This is a genomic window from Microbacterium rhizomatis (assembly GCF_008710745.1).
Taxonomy (GTDB): domain Bacteria; phylum Actinomycetota; class Actinomycetes; order Actinomycetales; family Microbacteriaceae; genus Microbacterium; species Microbacterium rhizomatis.
Map to the genome: position 1 here is coordinate 755,293 of NZ_VYSA01000001.1, position 18,632 is coordinate 773,924.

Annotated in this window: 20 protein-coding genes; 18 read left to right on the forward strand and 2 right to left on the reverse strand. The window is 67.2% G+C overall.

Annotated features, from left to right (window positions below; translation table 11 throughout):
- The first annotated feature begins 2 nt into the window (after window positions 1-2).
- The 12 genes from F6B43_RS03610 (at window position 3) to F6B43_RS03665 (ending at window position 10,514) form a co-directional block, all read left to right on the forward strand.
- Entirely contained in the window at window positions 3-1,208 is a 1,206-nt protein-coding gene (locus F6B43_RS03610; RefSeq protein ID WP_170285549.1) for a sensor histidine kinase, read from the forward strand.
- Complete coding sequence (locus F6B43_RS03615; protein WP_246159778.1) at window positions 1,198-1,884, forward strand: response regulator transcription factor; 687 nt, start codon at window positions 1,198-1,200, stop codon at window positions 1,882-1,884. The genes F6B43_RS03610 and F6B43_RS03615 overlap by 11 nt, the downstream gene beginning before the upstream one ends.
- A gap of 204 nt (window positions 1,885-2,088) precedes the next feature.
- Window positions 2,089-2,928, forward strand: a complete 840-nt coding sequence (locus tag F6B43_RS03620) for an AraC family transcriptional regulator (RefSeq protein WP_246159779.1) — start codon at window positions 2,089-2,091, stop codon at window positions 2,926-2,928.
- A 226-nt stretch (window positions 2,929-3,154) separates the two neighbouring features.
- A complete protein-coding gene (locus tag F6B43_RS03625; protein WP_150447514.1) occupies window positions 3,155-4,237 on the forward strand; it encodes an ArdC-like ssDNA-binding domain-containing protein in 1,083 nt (360 codons plus the stop codon).
- Complete coding sequence (locus tag F6B43_RS03630) at window positions 4,237-5,139, forward strand: bifunctional DNA primase/polymerase (protein ID WP_211368021.1); 903 nt, start codon at window positions 4,237-4,239, stop codon at window positions 5,137-5,139. The genes F6B43_RS03625 and F6B43_RS03630 overlap by 1 nt, the downstream gene beginning before the upstream one ends.
- Window positions 5,136-5,828 (forward strand): DUF2637 domain-containing protein, encoded by a 693-nt coding sequence (locus F6B43_RS03635; RefSeq protein ID WP_150447516.1) that lies wholly within the window; start codon window positions 5,136-5,138, stop codon window positions 5,826-5,828. Before F6B43_RS03630 ends, F6B43_RS03635 begins: the two co-directional genes overlap by 4 nt.
- Window positions 5,825-6,268: a hypothetical protein gene (locus F6B43_RS03640; protein WP_150447517.1), complete on the forward strand. Its 444-nt coding sequence runs from the start codon at window positions 5,825-5,827 to the stop codon at window positions 6,266-6,268. Before F6B43_RS03635 ends, F6B43_RS03640 begins: the two co-directional genes overlap by 4 nt.
- Window positions 6,269-6,343: 75 nt before the next feature.
- The gene (locus tag F6B43_RS03645) at window positions 6,344-7,225 is read left to right on the forward strand and encodes a hypothetical protein (protein WP_150447518.1); all 882 of its coding nucleotides are present in this window, start codon (window positions 6,344-6,346) and stop codon (window positions 7,223-7,225) included.
- A complete protein-coding gene (locus F6B43_RS03650; RefSeq protein ID WP_150447519.1) occupies window positions 7,222-8,289 on the forward strand; it encodes a ParB N-terminal domain-containing protein in 1,068 nt (355 codons plus the stop codon). Before F6B43_RS03645 ends, F6B43_RS03650 begins: the two co-directional genes overlap by 4 nt.
- Before the next feature lie 78 nt (window positions 8,290-8,367).
- A complete protein-coding gene (locus F6B43_RS03655) occupies window positions 8,368-9,063 on the forward strand; it encodes a hypothetical protein (RefSeq protein WP_246159780.1) in 696 nt (231 codons plus the stop codon).
- 6 nt (window positions 9,064-9,069) lie between these two features.
- Window positions 9,070-10,251, forward strand: coding sequence for a M23 family metallopeptidase (locus F6B43_RS03660; protein ID WP_150447520.1), 1,182 nt, complete (start codon window positions 9,070-9,072; stop codon window positions 10,249-10,251).
- The gene (locus F6B43_RS03665; RefSeq protein WP_150448411.1) at window positions 10,248-10,514 is read left to right on the forward strand and encodes a DUF6112 family protein; all 267 of its coding nucleotides are present in this window, start codon (window positions 10,248-10,250) and stop codon (window positions 10,512-10,514) included. The genes F6B43_RS03660 and F6B43_RS03665 overlap by 4 nt, the downstream gene beginning before the upstream one ends.
- 10 nt (window positions 10,515-10,524) lie before the next feature.
- On the opposite strand, the gene F6B43_RS03670 is transcribed toward F6B43_RS03665, so the two are convergent.
- On the reverse strand, window positions 10,525-11,130 hold the full coding sequence (locus F6B43_RS03670) for a class I SAM-dependent methyltransferase (protein ID WP_150447521.1): 606 nt from the start codon (window positions 11,128-11,130) through the stop codon (window positions 10,525-10,527).
- Window positions 11,127-11,780 carry an alpha/beta fold hydrolase gene (locus F6B43_RS03675; RefSeq protein WP_150447522.1) on the reverse strand — a complete coding sequence of 218 codons (654 nt, stop codon included), beginning with the start codon at window positions 11,778-11,780 and terminating at the stop codon, window positions 11,127-11,129. The genes F6B43_RS03670 and F6B43_RS03675 overlap by 4 nt, the downstream gene beginning before the upstream one ends.
- Before the next feature lie 101 nt (window positions 11,781-11,881).
- On the opposite strand from F6B43_RS03675, the gene F6B43_RS03680 reads away from it, so the two are divergent.
- The 6 genes from F6B43_RS03680 (at window position 11,882) to dprA (ending at window position 18,557) form a co-directional block, all read left to right on the forward strand.
- The gene (locus F6B43_RS03680) at window positions 11,882-12,151 is read left to right on the forward strand and encodes a DUF6112 family protein (RefSeq protein WP_024355940.1); all 270 of its coding nucleotides are present in this window, start codon (window positions 11,882-11,884) and stop codon (window positions 12,149-12,151) included.
- Between the two features lie 30 nt (window positions 12,152-12,181).
- Window positions 12,182-13,642, forward strand: a complete 1,461-nt coding sequence (locus tag F6B43_RS03685; RefSeq protein ID WP_150447523.1) for a conjugal transfer protein TrbL — start codon at window positions 12,182-12,184, stop codon at window positions 13,640-13,642.
- Between the two features lie 3 nt (window positions 13,643-13,645).
- Entirely contained in the window at window positions 13,646-15,109 is a 1,464-nt protein-coding gene (locus tag F6B43_RS03690) for an SCO6880 family protein (RefSeq protein WP_150447524.1), read from the forward strand.
- 11 nt (window positions 15,110-15,120) lie between these two features.
- Complete coding sequence (locus tag F6B43_RS03695; protein ID WP_150447525.1) at window positions 15,121-15,897, forward strand: hypothetical protein; 777 nt, start codon at window positions 15,121-15,123, stop codon at window positions 15,895-15,897.
- Entirely contained in the window at window positions 15,894-17,372 is a 1,479-nt protein-coding gene (locus tag F6B43_RS03700; protein ID WP_150447526.1) for an ATP-binding protein, read from the forward strand. Before F6B43_RS03695 ends, F6B43_RS03700 begins: the two co-directional genes overlap by 4 nt.
- A gap of 171 nt (window positions 17,373-17,543) precedes the next feature.
- Complete coding sequence (gene dprA, locus F6B43_RS03705; RefSeq protein ID WP_150447527.1) at window positions 17,544-18,557, forward strand: DNA-processing protein DprA; 1,014 nt, start codon at window positions 17,544-17,546, stop codon at window positions 18,555-18,557.
- Window positions 18,558-18,632 lie beyond the last annotated feature (75 nt).

Here is an 18,632-nt window from a genome sequence, read left to right on the forward strand (position 1 = left end):
CCATGCCAGAGGACACACCCGCTCCCCGCGTCAATGCGGATGAGTTCGCGCTGCGTCCCTGGCCTCCCTTTCGCTGGCTGAAGCGTCACCCCAAAGTCATCGACATCCTCATCATTGTCCTTGCTGTCGCCCCGCAGATCGTCGCCCTCATCTATGCCGGCGGCGCGCAACCCTGGACCGCGTATGCGACAGTCGGGCTTACCGGGCTCGCACTGATTTGGCGCCGCTCTCACCCGGCGGCGGTGCTGGTCGCGATCTCCCTCGCCGGGACGATCCACCCGGCCACCAATCAGACCATCGCCCTGGCCTTCGCTGTCTACACCGTTGCCTCACGACTCTCCTTCGGGCGGACCGCGGCTGTCGCCGGCGCGAGCCTGGCAGTCTCGGCAGCGGGGGCATTCATCTGGCAACTCATGACCCAAGAGCCCGTGATCCCGAGCAGTGTGATCGACCCGTTCGTGCTTCTCGCGCTCGCTATCGGTATCGCCGTTCGCGGGCGACGGGCGCAACGGGAAGCAGTTACGGAGCTGATCAACCAACGCATCGAGAACGCGCGCACTCTGGAACGGACGCGCATCGCGGCGGAAATGCACGATGTGGTCGCGCACTCTCTGTCGGTGATGATCGCGTTGGCGAACGGTGCGGCAACCGCGTGGCAGAAGCACCCCGAACGATCCGCTGACGCACTCGACCACCTCTCCGCCGTCGGGCGGGGCGCACTCACCGATATGCAGCGAGTGCTCCATCTTCTCCGCGACTCCGACGCCGACCTGGACGCAGCGCTCCACGAATCCGGGCACAACCTCCCTGACTTGGAGAACCTGGTCGAAGTGTTCCAGGCCGCCGGCCTCCCGGTCGTTCTCACCCGCACAGGAAGCGTCATCACCGACGACCCCGCGCTGAACACCACCGTTTACCGCATCGCACAGGAATCCCTCACCAATGCCCTGCGCTACGCGACAGGCGCCACACGGGTCCAGCTCAGCATCAGTCGGCACGAGAACACGCTCCATCTACACGTCACAGACGATGGAAATGGTGCCACCACCGGAGACCAACTCGGCTCGAAGAAGGGCTTGATCGGGATTCGCGAACGCGCCGCCGCCTACGACGGTGAACTCGTCGCCGGGCGAACGGTCACCGGCGGATGGCAAACCATCGTCACACTCAGAGTCCCGCAAACCGGGGAGGTGACCCATGACGAATGAGGCCACCACCCGGATGATCCGGGTTCTCGTCGTTGATGACCAGCCGCTCGTGCGGAAAGGGAACGCGCTCGTTCTCGACACTGCGGACGACATCGAAGTCGTCGGTGAAGCGGCCGACGGCCTCGAAGCCATCACCCTCAGCGCTGACCTCACCCCCGACGTCGTGCTCATGGATGTCCGCATGCCAGGAATGGACGGCATCCAAGCAACCAAAACGATCACCAGCAGGCAACCCCTGACACGGGTCGTGGTCTTCACTACCTTCGACCTCGACGAGTACGCCTTCGGAGCCCTGGAAGCGGGAGCGAGTGCGTTCCTCCTCAAGAGCACCACGCCGGAACTCCTCACCCGGGCAGTGCGCACCGTGGCCGGCGGCGAGTCGGTGGTCGAGCCTCGGATCACGACCAAGCTCATCAGCCACTACACGCTTAGCACCATGCACGAAGCAGACCCCCACGTGCACGCTCTGCTCTCGTCACTCACCCCACGTGAGCATGACGTGTTCCTCGCCATCGCCCAAGGTCTGTCGAACCCTGAGATCAGCGAGAGGCATCACCTCTCACCGGCGACCGTGAAGACCTACGTGAACCGCGTCTTCGCAAAGCTCACCGTCCGCGACCGCGTTCAGGCGGTCATTCTCGCCTACACGCACGGGATCATCCCCGTCCGCGAGTAAACATGATCGCCAGATCAACCCGATCCGCCCTCGAAGGCACATCGGGTTCCTCGAAGACGCCCAGGCAACGACTCGCGCAGACCTGTACTGAACCACGGCGTTGACGGCATGCACCGATCACGCCTCAGAGCCCCCGAGTACGCGCCCGTTGCCGCGCGCACGCGAACCGATCACGTCGCTATCGAACCGGTTGCGTTCGACTGCGTGAAGTTCATCGTCGTCCGCTCTGGCAGCGCGCGACTGTTCAGCGAGTTCGGTGCCCGCCACATAAGCATCGGCGACGTCGTGGTGCTCGCAGCAAACACCCTCTGTGGGGCTGAGCCCGAGGGGTGGATAACGACAACAACCCTCTACCTCGACCGTGACTATGTGATCGATCAGGTGTTCTGGCAGTACGCCGCACGCTTCAAGGATCGGCTTGATGCCAGCACGTTCCTCGATGCGAACTACGCGGAACCCGCGCAGGTCGTTCGGATCGGCGAGGAACGTGCTGGATTGCTGATGCCGTGGCTGGACGAACTCGCGACACTGAGCATCGACGGCCTGCAAGCAGAACACTTCTACCGGGCGCAGGCGCTCGTCTCAGCCGTCCTCGATGTCGTCGTTCCGAGTCTTACCGTCACAGACCAACGGGTCACGTCAACTCAGCGGAGCACGATCGTGCCGTCCGCGCCCAGACACCGTGCGTTTCGACCGGTGCGTGCCGAAGCCCGGAGGGTTGCGGAACTCATTGCCGGTGAGCTTGATCGTCGGTGGTCAGTGCCCGAACTGGCGGCCACGGTGCATCTGTCGCCATCGCAACTCCGACGAGTCTTCACAGCGTCGTTTGGGAAGTCGCCGATCGCGTATCTGACGATGCTGCGCGCGGAACGGATGGCCCATCTACTCAAGGTCACCGACTCGCCGATCTCGATCATCGCCGCGTCGGTGGGGTGGGGTGATCCTGATTTCGCAGCCCAGCAGTTTCGCCGTAGTGTCGGGGTCGCTCCGAGCGAATATCGCCGGATCAGCCGCGAAATCCCGTTGCCGACAGACCCCGAGTGAACGCGCGTGCGTCCGGGTGAAACGACCATGATCCGGTGCTCGGATCACCGGGGCTCCTGCTTCTGGGGTAGAGGTGGGCTGACCACGTCGGGTTCAGTGATGCACCTGGCGGTCGCTCACAATCTGTCCGTCGTCCGTCTCGATTGCGTTTCCTGAGTCCCTTCGCGCACCTTCTGGTCGCAGAGGTCACCCGCCGTGTGCGGGTACCTGCGGGAGGAGGACGGCGATGGCAACCAGCGAAGAGGCGCGAGCGGCGCGGGATTCGAAGCTCGATGCGCTCCATGAACAACTCACCGGCGCGGTGGAGTCGTTGGTGTCGGGTGAGGACTGGAAGCAGGCGTTGGAGTTCGCGGCCCGGTTCCGTGCCCGCTCGTTCAACAACACGCTGCTGATCTTCGTGCAGCATCAGGCCGCGTTCGAGGCAGGCCGGGTGCCAGAACCGGTACCGACGTATGTGGCGGGGTTCAAGCAGTGGCAGGCGCTCGGTCGGCAGGTTGAGAAGGGCCAGTCGGGGTACATGATCCTCGCCCCGGTGACGGGCCGGTTTGCTTCGTTCACGCCGAAGGTGGCGGAGTCGTGGCGCAGGCTCGGCCGCTTCGAGAAGCCGAAGCCCGGCGAGGCGGTGCGCTCCCGCATGGTCGGTGTCCGCCCCGCCTACGTGTGGGATGCGTCGCAGACAGCGGGCGATCCGATCCCCACGACCCCGTCGCCACGGCTGCTCGCAGGTGAAGCTCCCGATGGTCTTTGGGAGGGCATCGCGGCGCAAGTCGAGGCGGCGGGGTTCACGGTGTCGCGGGTGCCGCACGAGGGCATGATCCATGGCGCGAACGGCCTCACCGACTTCAGTGCGCGGACGGTGGCGGTGCGGGAGAACATGCCTGACGCCGCGCAGGTGAAGACCCTCGTGCACGAGCTCGCGCACGTCCTCCTGCACGGACCAGACAACGCCGATGCGACGGGGCATCGCGGGATCGGTGAGGTCGAGGCGGACTCGGTCGCGTTGATGGTCGCCGCAGCACATGGCATGGACACCAGTGACTACACGGTGCCGTATGTGTCGGGGTGGGCGGCGACGGTGCCGGAGAAGTCCCCGGTTGAAGTTGTCCAGGCCACCGGCGAACGAGTCCGCAAGAGTGCCGCTGCGATCCTCGATCAGCTCCCGACACCCCAGATCGGTAACGGTGACCCGCCCGGCCTGACCCGCGATACCGCGGCGAAGGAGCCACCCGAGACGGCGGTCGAGACGGCGGCTGATCCGTTGAGCGAGGAGCCGCGCCGCCCGGTCGCATCCTCAGTGAGGAGCCTCTGATGAGTGCCGTCGATCTGTTTTCCGAAGTCAGCCGGATGCCGCTCCCCGAAGCTGCAGCGCGATTCGCTGCGGCGGGGGTGCCGGTGTTCCCGTGTGTGCCGGGTGAGAAGCGGCCGCTGGTGCGTCGCGGGTTCCACGACGCCACCAGCGATCCAGCCCAGGTTGCGGCCTGGTGGTCGAGGTGGCCGGCGGCGAACATCGGCGTCCCCACCGGTACCCCGTCTGGAGTGGAGGTCGTCGATGTCGACGTCCACGCCATCGGCACCGGATTCCCCGCTTTCCGCAACGCACATCGTGAAGGCCTCGCTGCGGGGTGGGCGGCGCTGGTGCGCACGCCCTCCGGCGGGCTGCACGCCTACTATCCGGCAGACCCAGATCGGTCGCAGTCGTCGTGGCAAGCGGCACGGGCGCACATCGATTTCCGGGGTGACGGCGGATACATCATCGCCCCGCCCTCCCGCGTGCTCCGCCCCGGCGGGGTACGGACCCCGTACCGGCTGATCGTCGCCGGGAACACCCCGGCACCGGTGGATGCAGCGCGGCTGCGCGACTTCCTCGACCCCCGCACCCCGATTCCACTCGACCGTGCCCGTGCTTCTCGGCTTGAGCGACGGGGTTCGGATGCGAAGGTGCTCGCGGGCTGGGTGGCTGGGCGTGGCGAGGGCGAGCGGAACCGAGGCCTGTTCTGGGCCGCCTGCCGTCTCGCGGAAGCCGGCACCCCACCCGATGCGACCCTCGAAGCGCTCGGCCCTGCGGCAGAGCACGCGGGGCTGAGGTCACGGGAGATCATGGCGACGATCCGCTCCGCCTACCGCGCCACCCACCCAGCGAGCCGTGCGGTGGAACCCGTGGCGGATCAGCGGCGTCTCGTGCGCGAATCACCGGGGCGGGTGCTGTCATGAGCGCCGCCGAGGCGGTGATGCCGCGGGGCCGCCGGTTGGCGGTCGTCACGGCGATCACGGGGACGGTGTTCATCGCGGCTGGGGCGTTCTGGCTGTCGTTCACCGCATTGGCTGATCTGGCGCGGCGGTCAGGGATCGATGCGGGGCAGGCGTGGGCGTGGCCGCTGATCGTGGACGGCATCATCGTCGTCGCGACCGTCGCCGTCGTCGCCCTCGCCAGTCAGCACCGCCGCACCTGGTACCCCTGGACACTCCTCGCCGCAGGGGCTGTCGTGTCGGTGACGGCGAACGCGATCCACGCGATCATCGCCGCCGACACCGACGTCCCCAGCATCCTTGCCGCCTCAGTCGCTGCGATCCCACCGCTCGTGCTGCTGGCGATCACGCACCTCACCGTCATCCTCACCCGCCCCCTGGCTCCCACCGCGGACGCAAGCGAGACCGTGCCCGAGCAAGACGTGGCCGAACGCACGGAGGCAACAGATGGTGCTGCCGCACCGCGGGTGGACACCGCGCCGACGCATACGACTCCAGCCCCGCTGGTTCCCGTGAGTCAGCGACGGACGAAAGCAGCGCGGTTGCGGGAGGTGGAGGGGTGGTCGAACAAGCAGATCGCCCGGCACCTGGGCGTGCACCCCTCCACCGTCGGCCGCTGGTTCGCCAGCGAAGTGAAGGAGGAGACATCGTGAACGACGACACAGACCCGGCCCGTGCCGAGGCGCTGGAGATTCGTACCGAGCCGGCGGCGGCGGCGGCGGCGGAGGGTGAACGGTCAGCGTTCGCCGTGCGCCGAGACCCCTCACTCACCTCCGACGATGCCGGGGAACGTTCGTCGCGGGTGGGGCGTGGGATCGCATGGGTCAGGCCGACTGACCTGATCGCGTCGGGCACCGCTCGGATTGCCGGGCGCGGCATCAACGTCCAGGCGGAGCTCGCGCGCAGGGCCCGTCGTGCACCGGGCCAGGCCTACCGAGCGACACGCAATGGTGTTCGAGATATCCGGGATCGCCGCGCTGAACGAACGGTTGCCGATGACGCGTCGGTGTTCGAGTCGTTCGAGGTGTTCGAGTCGCAGGATCGGCGTCGCTCCTCGTCGTGGGTGCGCCCGTCTGGGATTGGGCTGGGGTGAAAGGCCATGTACCGGAATCGGTGGCGAGATGTCGGTGGGGTGCCGGTGCGCACCTTCCTTGAAGGAGGTGCCACCATGCCACAACATCACAACACAGGCCCCAACCGCCGCGGGCAGGGTTTCGAGAACTCAGAACGACTCCGCGAACTCCTCACCCGCCTGAACGACGATGGACCGGACGCCTGGCGAACGGACGCGGAAGCGGCAGCGCTCATGCGGCACGCCGCCCAGAAGTACGCGGCTCTCGCGAGGAAGCATGGGCTTGATCCGTGGGAGGCGTCGGCGGCGGCGTTCGAGGCGATGCGCACCGCAGCCGTCCGCCGGGCGGATGACCCGTGGGCGGTGATCACCCGCGCCGTGCAGATCACCTGCATCGCAGAGAACCGTGCCAACGGGCTGCTCTGTTCGGTGCATCAGGCGCGCAGGCCTCGGTACTCGAGTTTCCATGACGCCGAACGCTTCTCCGACCGCGAAAACCCTCTCACCGACTACCATCCCGCATTCCGTGCCGACCCTTTCGCCGATCCTTTCGGCGGCGACGAAGACGATGTGCGTGAGGAGGCGTTCGAGGACACGGGGTCGACGCGGGTGGAGTCCGCGATGGAGGACACCATCGCGTTGCTGTGCTGGCACGGCTGGGGACCAGAACTCGCCCGCGCCGCCGTGGAGTGCATCTGCGCCCGCCTCGCCGAGTCCGTCTCCCGAGCCGGCGCGTACGAGTCGTTGCGAAGGGACCGGCACACCCGCGCTCTCCTGGACATCCCGGCTCCGTCTTGGTACCGGCTGTTGCGGATCATCCTCGGGACACCGGACCTGCACCTGGCGGGGACGAACGCGGCACGCGGTGTGCTGCTGCGATTGCTGATCGATGAGTCCTTGCGTCATCTCATGGATGACGCGGACCTGGGTGCTGCGATCAAGGTCGCCGCCCCCGGCGTCATGCGGGGGCGGTCATGAGCGAGCTGGGGCATATCGAGCTGGAGCGGGCGGTCGATTCGATCTGGTCCGGTCGACGGCATCGGGAGGACTACGGCGACCTCGACCCTCTGGTCGAGTCGATCAGCCGGGATGGGCTGTTGCAGCCGATCACGATCACCCCGGACGGGATGCTCATCTGCGGTGCCCGCAGGTTGGCCGCGATCCGCAGGCTCGGGTGGAAGACCGTGAACGTGTGGGTGCGATCCGGTATCTCGACCTTCCTCGGGCAGCTTCTCGCTGAGCAGGACGACAACCTGCTCCACAAGCCCCTCACCCGCACCGAGGAAGCCGCCCTCTACGCCGAGCTGAAAGCTCTCATGGTTGAGGATGCGGCGGGCAGGCAGGAAGCGTCACGGTTCACCTCGGAACAGGAAAACCCCAGGTCACACGGTGCCGCCACCGTGGCGGCACCGCAGAAAGGCGAAACCCGGCAGCAAGCAGCGCTCATGGTCACCGGCCGCAACTCCTACACCTCCTTGGAGCGCATCAACGAGTTGCAGCAGATCGCCGCTGATCGCTCACAGCCCGAGGACGTGCGGGATCGGGCGCGAGAAGAGCTTGACCGGATCGACGCGGGCGAATCGATCACCGGAGCACAACATCGCATCCGTGCAGCGCAAGCCCTCGCCGAACTCGACACCCTCGCCGCCGACCCCGCACAACCAGCAGGCATCCGCGACACCGCCGCAGCCGGAGCCGCACGCATACGGGAACTCGAAGACACCGCGCGGCCGGCAGACTTGCAGCGGCTGGCCGAGATCGCGGTCGAGCGCGCGAAGACCGCGACGAAGAAGCGCCCCAACCAACTCGCATCCACCCGCCTCCATGCGGTTGAGGAACCGGCACGAGAGTTCCTGCCGGTGCGGTCGTTCGTCTACCTCTGGGATGAGCTCTCCACCTGGACCGAACGCTACGACCCGGAGACCATCGGCCCCGCCCTGTCGAACGAACAGTGGGCAATGTTCGAGCACGCGGTCGCCGCAACGATCGCCTTCCTCGATGCCGCGCGCGCCGCACGGGATGCACACCGCGACACCGCCTGACATTCCTCGACCTTTCCTCCTCCGGGCGCGTGGGTGCACCTATCTGGTGATCCGCACATTGTCGGGAAGGACACCAGGATGGACCCCACCGCTCGCCGCCGCCGCACCATGCTCATCGCCGCCATCGCCGGCGCCCTCATCCTGCTCATCCTCGTCGGCATCGGCTTCTACGGACTCATCCGCGGGCCACAGCCCGCCGACCCCGGAGACGCCGTCCCGACCGACAGCTCAGCGGCGACGCAACCCGCAGACACGCCTTCGAGGCCGGAGCCGGTGGTCGTGGCTGGTGGACCGGAGGCATTCGCGGCGGCGTTCGCGGAAGCGCTGTTCACCTGGAATACCACCAGCGGATACGGACCCACGGACTATGCGCAGATGATCGCCGACGTCACCAAAGATCAAGAGGCCGACGCGGCGGCCACTGATGTGCGCGCCTATCTGCCAACCCAGGAGGCGTGGGCGCAGTTGCGCACGCATCAGACGAGGCAGTGGCTCACCATCGACGCGATCGAGATCCCGGCCGTGTGGGAGGAAGCGGTCGCGCAGGCGGCGCCGGGGCAGATTCCCGACGGCACGATCGCGTACACGATCTCCGGCACTCGCCACCGCACCGGCTACTGGGGCGCCGACCCCGTCACCACCGCGCATGAGGTGGCGTTCACCGTGTTCCTCACCTGCACCCCCGAACGAAACCCGGCACCGCCGCCTGCCGATCCGATCACCGAGACCTGCGCGCTCTTGCGGCTATCGCAGCTCGACAACCCGCTGCGGTGACCGATCATGCTCAAGAAGCTCCTCGCATCTCTTGCCATCGCCGCCGTCTGCTTCGGCCCCGCGACCGTTCTGCTCTCCGTGGCTGTCCTCGCGAACCCCGCCATCGCCGCGTGCGCTCCGGGGTCGTTGATCGTGGGGCCGATCCCGGACTCGCTTACCGCGACCACGAAGAACGGTGAGACGGTGACGTTGAACCGGCAGCAGCTCACCCATGCCGCAACGATCATCACGGTCGGCGGGCAAACCGACGGGGTGGGGCGTCCTGGTGTTGTGATCGCGTTGATGGCGGCGCTCACGGAGTCGCATCTACGGATGCTCGCCAACACCGGCACCTACCCCGAATCAGCGAACTACCCCAACGACGGCGACGCCTCCGACCACGACTCACTCGGCCTGTTCCAGATGCGCCCGCAAGCCGGCTGGGGCACCGTCGCAGAGCTCATGGACCCGAACTACCAAGCGAGAGCGTTCTACGGCGGACCCACCGGCCCCAACCACCCCTCACCGCGCGGACTCCTGGACATTCCGGGGTGGCAGCAGCTCGACCCCGGCGAAGCAGCGCAGGCCGTCGAGGTGTCGGCCTACCCGGACAGGTATCAGAACTATCAGCCCGTCGCCGAAGCGATCCTCACCGCCCTGACCAAGCCCGCACCATCAACCGGCGGCGGCAGCAGTGGCGAGGTCTTGGTGCCGGAGACCACCCGGGTCGTGTTCCCACTCCCGGAGGGCACCTGGGTGCGGACGAGTCCGTTCGGGTGGCGCACCGACCCGATCACCTTCGAGCAGGCATTCCACTCCGGCAGCGACTACGGCGCCGCCGACGGCACCCCCATCTACGCCGTCGCCGACGGGATCGTCACCCATGCCGGATACACCGGCTCCTGGGGTGGTCTCATCATCGTCGAGCACACCGTCGGAGGGGAACGCATCGCGTCGTACTACGCACATATGTGGGAGTACGGCATCCACGTCGCTGAAGGGATGACCGTCACTGCCGGGCAACACATCGGCGATGTCGGCTCCTCCGGGAAGTCCACGGGCCCCCACCTCCACCTCGAAATCCGCCCCGGCGGCGAGGGTCAGCCCGCGATCGACGCCGACCAATGGCTCAGCGACCAGGGTGCGGAAGGCATCATCGGCGGCACCGGTTCTCGGGCGTCCTGCACGCTGGGCGGGGGTGGGCGCTGATGGTGTTCCCCGACTTCGGCGGTGTCGGCGCCGACAGCGAACTCCGTGCGGTCATTGGTGCGCTGCTGATGTTCGTGCTCATCATCGCCGTGCTCATGCTGGTCGTCTCCGCGATCATCTGGGCCATCGCCTCATCCACCGGCAACGCGCACACCGCGACCAAAGCCAGAATCGGAGCCTGGGTCGCCCTCGGCACGGCCGCACTCGCCGGAGCCGGGGTCGCATGGGTGAACTTCCTCCTCGGCGTCGGTGAGAACCTCTAGTCGCCGCGCGCTACGGCACCGTTCGGATTGCGGTGATCGCACCGTGCGGGCGGACACCGGGATCGGTGCGCGTGTGCGTCTCGGTCACGGTGAACCCCGCTTCTCGGACGAGGATGCTGAGTGCGTCAACGGGCCACCGGTAGGCCGTGGTGATCGCGTGATCGAACGGCTCGAACACTGGCCCCTCGAAGAACCCGATCACGAGACCACCTCCGGGCCGGAGAGCGCGAGCGAACTCGACCAGCGCCGCCGCCACTTCGGCTGCTTGGGCGTGGATGAGTGAGTACCAGGCAAGCACACCGCCCAGCGACTCTTCGGGCACGTCCAGGTGCTCGGCTCGCCCCTCACTGAACACGACGGGCGGGTGCGCGGAGCGGGCATGCATGATGAACTCAGGCGTCGGATCGATACCGGTGACATCGACGCCCAGCGCGTGGAGATAGGCGGACCAGTGGCCGGGGCCGCAGCCGACATCGAGCACCGGCCCGGTAAGTGTCTTCGCCCAGGAACGCACGAGTTCACGGTCAGTTTCGGTGACGGCCTCCATCAGGCCGAGGTGTTCCGCGTACTCTGCTGCGCGTGCCCCATAGGCGCGCTGAACCTCAGCCAGCGTCATGGCTTCTGGTGCAGGTAGAAGGCGTTGAGCCTGGTGCTGAACTCCTCGGCCTGCTGCACATTCCACTCGTGCCCGGCGCCGGGCACGAGCTGCAGTTCCGCCCCGGCAATCCCACCGGCGAGCTCTCTGGCAGCAGGGATGTTCGGACGGTCTTTGAGGCCGCACAGCACCAGTGTTGGTGCGCTGATCTGCGCGAGCTCAGCCCGGAAGTCGGTCTGCCCAACCGCGCGGAGCACGGCCAACATCCGCTGCTTGCTCATCCCAGGCTGCGCGACGACACGCGCGGGGAGGATGCGCATGATCGCGTTCTGCACCTTCATCAACGCCGGGTTCGGGTGTACCTGGCTGCCTGAGAGGACGAGCGAGGCGACCCGTTCCGGGTAGTCGATCGCGAACCGTGTGGCGACCATCCCGCCGAGCGACAGCCCACACAAATGCGCTCGGTCGATGCTGCGACGATCGAGCTCATCGCGGATCGCCGTCGCCGCGGCAGTCAGAGAGAACTCGTGATCGTCGGCATCAGTGAGCCCGGCAATCGTCGGGGCGAATCCGGTGAACCCCTCCGGCAATGCCGCAATCTGCGTGTTCCAGGAGTCGGGGCCGGCGCCGATGCCGTGGAGGAACACGACGGTCTGCGCGGCGGGGGTCATCACTCAAGTTTACCGGCGGGGCTTCTCCGTCCGGGAGGCGGGAGCGTACCTGGCTGGCAAGTCCGCCTCCTTACTGGCGGTGTGAGTCGAAGGAGCACCCTGTGATTGATATTGATCCGAACGGTACCGGGCTTCCCGGGATCGAGCAGTTGCGCATCATCGTCGGCGCGGTGATGACCGTCGGCCTGATCCTCTCCGTCCTCGCCCTGATCGTCTCCGCAATCGTGTGGGGCTTCGGCGCGAACAGCAGCAACCCGCACCTCGCGTCGCGCGGGAAGGTCGGGGTGCTCGTGTCGTGTGGGGCGGCGATCATCTGCGGCGCCAGCGTGACGCTCATCAACTTCTTCTGGGGCGTCGGACAAGCCGTCTAGCCCCACCGCGCACGAGGGAAGGAGTGAGCGATGAGTGTGTGTGATGTTCCGGTGATCTCGGCCGTGTGCGACACCGTCGGCCAAGGCGCCGCCACGTTGATCGCGGCCCCATTTGACTGGCTCGCTCAGGCCATGGGAGGCGCCGCCGCGTGGCTCTTCGAAGCCGTGTGGGCGGTATTTGACACCACCACCCTTGTCGATGTCACCGACGAGGGCTACATCGGGGTCTACAACATCCTGTTCGGGGTGGCGGTGTTCGTGGTGCTGATCTTCTTCTGCCTGCAACTGATCACCGGCCTCATCCACCGCGACCCCACCGCCCTCACCCGCGCCGCCCTCGGGGCCGCGAAAAGCATCCTCGGCTCCTTCGTCGCCATCGGCCTCACCGGGCTCCTGTTGGAGATCACCGATCAGCTCGCGGTCGGGATCGTGCAAGCCACCGGGAACACGATGGAATCCATCGGCGACCGCATCACCCTCCTCGCCGCAGGGTTCGCGGGGATCAACATCGCCGCCCCCGGTGTCGGGGCGATCGTCACGATCTTCCTCGCAGGCCTCGCCATCAGCGCGGCGGCGATCGTGTGGTTCTCCCTCCTGATCCGCAAAGCCCTCCTGCTCGTCGCGATCGTGTTCGCACCCATCGCCCTCGCCGGGTTCTCCTGGGACGCCACCAAGGGGTGGTTCGGGAAGTGGGCGACGTTCGTGATCGCCCTGATCCTGTCGAAACTCGTCCTCGTGGTGATCTTCCTCGTCGCCATCACCCAAGTCTCCGCACCGATCGAACTGGATCTCGCGTCGATCAGCGACCCCATCGCCGGAGTCGTGCTGATGTTCATCGCCGCGTTCGCCCCCTACATGACCTACAAGTTCGTCAGCTTCGTCGGGTTCGACATGTACCACTCGATGAGCACCGAACAAGAAGCCAAATCCGCCCTCAACCGCCCCGTCCCGGTGCCGTCCGCACCGAAGACCGACGGGGCGAAGAAGGTGCTCGACGGCGCCGGCGACAAGGGGGGCGGTGCGGCACCGTCTGGTGGAGGCACCCCATCCGCATCGACTGCTGCACCTACTGCGGGCGGGAGCGCAGCAGCAGGTGGTGCCTCCGGCGCTGCCGCAGGTGCTGGTGCAGGCAGCGCGGGAGGTGGAGCTGGTGCGGCCGCTGCTGGGACAGGTGCTGGTGCGGCCGGTGCTGGGACAGGTGCTGGTGCGGCCGGTGCTGGGACAGGTGCTGGTGCAGCCGCTGCAGGGCCTGCGGCTGCGGTCGTGATCGGCGCGCAAGTCGCCAAAGCTGCGGCGACCGCGGGACCGGAACTCGGTGGCGCAGTCGGTGGGGCTGCGGAAGGTCACGCGGCCGGTGCGGGTGAGACCGTGCAGCCGGCACCGCCTCCCGCACCGAACCACACGCCCACGGCACCGCCCACGTCGCCGTCTGTGCCACCGGCGAAACAGACACCACCACCGGCTCCGAAGCCGATGAGCGGGAAGGAGTAGCCGATGTCGAACCAGCAGAGCACGGTGGAGTTTGGGTTGCGGGCGGTGCAGTTCTCCCGCCTCACCCGCCGCGGCATCCTCCTCGGCCTCTCCCTCCCACAACTCATCGCCCTCGCCATCGGCGTACTCGCAATCGTCGGCGCCCTCTACGCCGGCGGCGGGATACTGCTGGCCTGGACCGCACCCGTCTGGCTCCTCAGCGCGACGCTGGCGTGGACGCCGGTTGGTGGCCGGAAGTTGATCGAGTGGGTACCTGTCACCTTCCGGTGGGTCGCCCGCACACAGAAACGGCAGACCGTGTTCCGCCGCAGGATCGTGAAACCAAGACCTGCCGGAACACTCACACTCCCCGGCGATGCGGCAGCGCTCCGGGAGTGGGAGGACCCGGAGACGGGGGCGGCGATGATCCACGACCCCCACGCGCAGACGCTCACCGCGATCATCGCGGTGTCGCATCCCGCGTTCGTTCTCCTCGACCCGGGTGAGCAGGAACGCCGCGTCGCCACCTGGGGCAGAGTGCTCGCCACCGCCTGCCGATCCGGCAGGATCGCCCGCCTTCAGGTCTGCGAACGCACTCTCCCTGACGGGGGCTCCGGTCTGGTCGAGTGGTGGCGGCAGCACGGGCGTGATGACGGGTCGTGGACTTCGACCGTCTACCGGGAGCTCATCGACCGTGCCGGACCTGCCGGTGAGCGCCACGCGACCACGATCAGTCTCGCGCTCGACCTGCGCGCTGCAGCACGTCAGATACGCACGAACGGCGGTGGGATCAAGGGCGGAGCGGCGGTGCTCCGGCAAGAGATGACCACGCTCGTGACCGCGCTGCGTGCCGCGGAACTCACCGTCGGCACCTGGCTCACCCCAGGCGAGGTTGCCGTGATTCTCCGTTCCGCCTACGACCCCGCCGCTGCCGCGCTCCTTGAACGCCATGGTGACATCGGCCGCTCACTGGCGACGGCGGGGCCGGTCGCGGTCACCGAGTCATGGGATCGGCTGCGATCGGACTCCGCGCACCATGCGGTGCTGTGGATATCGGAGTGGCCGAGGTCTCAGGTGTATCCAGGGTTCCTCGCACCGGTGCTGTTGTCCTCTGGTATCCAGCGGGCGTTCTCACTGATCTGTACGCCGATCCGTTCGGATCAGGCGGCGAGGGACATCAGGAAGAAGAAGACCGAGCTGATCTCGGACGCGGCGCAACGCTCCAAGATGGGGCAGATCGAAGACGCGTCCCAAACCGCCGAATACGGCGACGTCCTCCAACAAGAAGCCGACCTCACCGCCGGGCACGGCGTCCTCCGCTACACCGGCCTCATCAGCGTGTCCGCACCCACCCTGGACGTGCTCGACACCGCGGTTGCGGCGATCGAACAGGCCGCGATCCAAGCTTCCTGCGAGACCCGGCGTCTCGTGGGTCAGCAAGCCCAAGCCTTCACCGTCGCAGCGTTGCCGCTGTGCCGCACCGTCTGAGGAGAAAACCGATGCCAACCTTCAACAGTCCGACCGCGGATGCCGCTGAAGTCTCCGAAGCGCTCCGTGGGCTTGCGCACGCATCCCGCGTGTTCGAGGACCCCGCCGACACCTACGCGGTGCTCGGTGACCTGCTTGCTGGGGTGCGATCACTGCGGCAGGTGCTCGATCAGCTTGCGACCGCGCACGTCACTCACCGGGTGCGTGCGCATGACGATGCCGGGGACCAGACGGTCGGCGCGACGAACGCGCTGACCGCGACCGCAGAGCTGCAGCAAGCCGCCGCGTTACTGGATGCGGTGCATGACCGGGTGGATGCGGCGATGGCCGCCTCCGGGCGGATCGCCTGGCACCCCGAACCGGTACAGCCCGCCCAGGTGTCGCGGTGGGTGAGCGTGGTGTTCCTGCAGGGCCAGGACGCCGACGAAGTGCTGGCGGTCATTGACCGTGACGGTACGGATGCGGCGATCGAGCACTTGGCTGGGTTCGACATGGGCGATGAGACCACCCAGGCGGCACTCGTCAACGGATATGTCTACGACACCATCCCCACCGGTCACCTCGACCGCATCACCACGAACGGCGAATACACGTTGACGTACAACCACGACCACGGGCACGTCTCCCTGCTCCGCAGACAGCCCGAATCGCAAGAGTTGGCGGCTCCTGCGTCGAGGACTGCACCGGCACGTCAAGGGGCGCGTCGGCAGGCACGGGTGGTCGAGGATGACGATGACTGGTTCGCACCGTCTCAGTCGTCCTCGATGTCGCGGGGGCGAGCACTGTGAGTGAACGGCAGAAGCTCCACACCGCGGCACTGGTAGAACCGGCCGGCGAACGTCGCACGCAGCGGAAGGCACGCAAGCACGCTGCAGCGAAGATCGAAACCAACGCCCGCAAAATCGACCAGGCAGCCGAACGTGAGCGGATGGCGGCGGAACGGGCCGAACGCCGCAACACCACCTACCTCCCCGCAGCAGGAGAATCCGGGGCTGCGGCGCTTCGGACACCGGGCAGGTTTCGTCTGCCACGCCATCAGGACACCTCCGCGACGCTCGCTGGCGCGTATCCGTTTCTTGCCGAAGGGGGCCTCGGTGCTGACGGGGTGTTCGTCGGCCAAGACCTCTACTCAGGTGGCTCGTTCGTCTACGACCCCTGGACCCTCTACGCCCGCGGAATGATCACCGCCCCCAACATCGTCCTCGCAGGCATCGTCGGGTCCGGAAAGTCGTCGCTTGCGAAATCCCTCTACACGCGGTCGATTCCGTTCGGACGGCGCGTCTACGTCCCCGGCGATCCGAAGGGCGAGCACACCGCCGTCGCGGAAGCCGTCGGCGGGCGCGCCATCGTCCTCGGCCACGGGCTCCGCAACCGCCTCAACCCCCTTGATGAAGGTCACCGCCCCTCCGGGGTGAGCGACGCGGAATGGACGGCGCAGGTCGCTTCCCGCCGCCGTGAGTTGATAGGTGCGCTTGCGGAGACGGTGCTGGATCGGGTGCTGTCGCCGTTGGAACACACGGCGATCGATCTCGCCCTCCAAGACGCTGTTCGATCCAGCGAGGTGCCGATCCTGCCGATGATCGTCGACCGTATCCTCGCCCCCGACGCGGCAACCGATACGGATGGGCGGCTCGCGGAAGACGGGCGTCTCGTCGGTCACGCACTCCGCCGTCTCGTCGCGGGCGATCTCGCGGGGTTGTTCGATGGGCCATCGACGGTGCGGTTCGATCCGTCACTGCCGATGGTGTCGCTCGATCTGTCGCGGGTGGCGGAGAACAGCACGCTGATCTCGGTGCTGATGACCTGTTCGTCGGCGTGGATGGAATCGGCGCTGATGGACCCGAATGGTGGGCACCGGTGGGTGATCTACGACGAAGCCTGGCGCCTCATGGCCTACCCAGCCCTCCTGAAACGCATGGATGCGCAGTGGCGGCTGGCCAGGCACTATGGGATCGCGAACATGCTGATCTTCCACAAACTCACCGACCTCGACAACGTCGGCGACTCCGGCTCCGCCATGCGCGCCCTCGCCAACAGCCTGTTGGCAAATGCGGAGACACGGATCATCTACCGGCAAGAACCCGACCAACTCGGAACCACCGCCGCAGCACTCGGACTCACCGGCACCGAACAGAAACTCCTCCCCGGCCTCGGCACCGGGCAAGGTCTCTGGCGGATCAAGGAACGATCCTTCGTCGTGCAACACCAGCTCCACCCGGCCGAGCTCGCCGCGTTCGACACGACCGCGCGAATGAAGGGGTAAACGCTTAGGTTCAGGATTCCTGAAGCCTGATTCCGCGTGATTCCGTCGATCTGCGGGCTGTTGTGAGGGTGCAAGTTCCCGCCGCAGCCTACTCAGTTTCGGTGACCAGCTTGGCGTGCGGGTTCGTACCTATCCCTCGATTGATTCGACACGACCGTGGGAGCAGAACCGATGGACACGATCAACGAGCTTGCAGCCGACGAGCGCACCGCGAGGGTCATCCTCGCGGTCGCGTCCGAACCTGGTGATGCGGTGACGGGGTGGATGATCCGCACCCTCGGCGCAACCGAGACCGTCACCCGTGCCGTCGCCGACGAGGTACCGGCAGAGCCTGATGGTGATACCTGGCAGCGACGCCTCGCTCCCCGCATCGACGCGGCCCAGGCGCGGCGGGTGCTCGCGGAGACCGAGCGCCACGGAATGCGGGTGCTGATCCCCGGCGATGCGGACTGGCCGGCGTCCGTCAATGCGCTGGGCGATCACGCACCCGTCGCACTGTGGGCGAGAGGCGACACCGGGCTGTTAGCCGGCCCGGTGTGGGATCGCCTCACCATGACTGGGGCGCGGGCGTCCACCGGGTATGGGGAGCACGTCACGGCGGAGTTGGTGCAGTCGGCGGTGGCGGACTCTCGCACGGTGCTCTCCGGTGGCGCGTATGGCATCGATGGTGCCGCGCACCGGACCGCGCTCACGTCGGGTGGTCCCACGGTCGCGGTGCTCGCGGGCGGCCTGGACCGCCCGTATCCGGCGGGCCACACTGAACTCCTCGCCCGTGTCGCCAAGGAGGGTCTGTTGCTGTCGGAGTTGCCGCCGGGGGCGGCGCCCACGAAGTGGCGGTTTCTGCAACGCGGCAGGCTCCTCGCTGCCCTCTCCGGCACCGTCATCATCGCCGAGGCTGGCTTCCGATCCGGCTCCCTCCACACGGCCGCCCGCGCGATCGAACTCGGCCGTCCGGTCGGCGCGATCCCTGGGCCGCTGACGAGTGCTGCGTCTGCGGGGTGTCACCGGCTGCTGCGCGACGGGCTCGGGTCGATCATCACCGGCTATGACGACGTACGCGAACTGCTGCACGGAGTGCGCGAGGGTGCGCAACGTGCGGTGCGGGAACGGGCGGGACTCGAGGTAGACCCGCTCGATCAGCAGGCACCAGGCCAGCGGCGGATACCGCATAGTCCTGCACTGTGAGGCCGAGGGCCAGGTTGGTGCACCTGCTGTGAAGGCGACCCGGTGTCGGGTTGCTGTTCGCAGAGCGTCAGGAGG

Bases quoted from the DNA above. Each gene is read 5' to 3' on its own strand.
- F6B43_RS03615 (WP_246159778.1), top strand. From the start codon at position 1,198: ATGACGAATGAGGCCACCACCCGGATGATCCGGGTTCTCGTCGTTGAT.
- F6B43_RS03660 (WP_150447520.1), top strand. From the start codon at position 9,070: ATGCTCAAGAAGCTCCTCGCATCTCTTGCCATCGCCGCCGTCTGCTTC.
- F6B43_RS03610 (WP_170285549.1), top strand. From the start codon at position 3: ATGCCAGAGGACACACCCGCTCCCCGCGTCAATGCGGATGAGTTCGCG.
- F6B43_RS03670 (WP_150447521.1), bottom strand. From the start codon at position 11,130: ATGACGCTGGCTGAGGTTCAGCGCGCCTATGGGGCACGCGCAGCAGAG.
- F6B43_RS03630 (WP_211368021.1), top strand. From the start codon at position 4,237: ATGAGTGCCGTCGATCTGTTTTCCGAAGTCAGCCGGATGCCGCTCCCC.
- F6B43_RS03645 (WP_150447518.1), top strand. From the start codon at position 6,344: ATGCCACAACATCACAACACAGGCCCCAACCGCCGCGGGCAGGGTTTC.
- F6B43_RS03690 (WP_150447524.1), top strand. From the start codon at position 13,646: ATGTCGAACCAGCAGAGCACGGTGGAGTTTGGGTTGCGGGCGGTGCAG.
- dprA (WP_150447527.1), top strand. From the start codon at position 17,544: ATGGACACGATCAACGAGCTTGCAGCCGACGAGCGCACCGCGAGGGTC.
- F6B43_RS03655 (WP_246159780.1), top strand. From the start codon at position 8,368: ATGGACCCCACCGCTCGCCGCCGCCGCACCATGCTCATCGCCGCCATC.
- F6B43_RS03695 (WP_150447525.1), top strand. From the start codon at position 15,121: ATGCCAACCTTCAACAGTCCGACCGCGGATGCCGCTGAAGTCTCCGAA.
- F6B43_RS03685 (WP_150447523.1), top strand. From the start codon at position 12,182: ATGAGTGTGTGTGATGTTCCGGTGATCTCGGCCGTGTGCGACACCGTC.
- F6B43_RS03625 (WP_150447514.1), top strand. From the start codon at position 3,155: ATGGCAACCAGCGAAGAGGCGCGAGCGGCGCGGGATTCGAAGCTCGAT.
- F6B43_RS03675 (WP_150447522.1), bottom strand. From the start codon at position 11,780: ATGACCCCCGCCGCGCAGACCGTCGTGTTCCTCCACGGCATCGGCGCC.
- F6B43_RS03635 (WP_150447516.1), top strand. From the start codon at position 5,136: ATGAGCGCCGCCGAGGCGGTGATGCCGCGGGGCCGCCGGTTGGCGGTC.
- F6B43_RS03650 (WP_150447519.1), top strand. From the start codon at position 7,222: ATGAGCGAGCTGGGGCATATCGAGCTGGAGCGGGCGGTCGATTCGATC.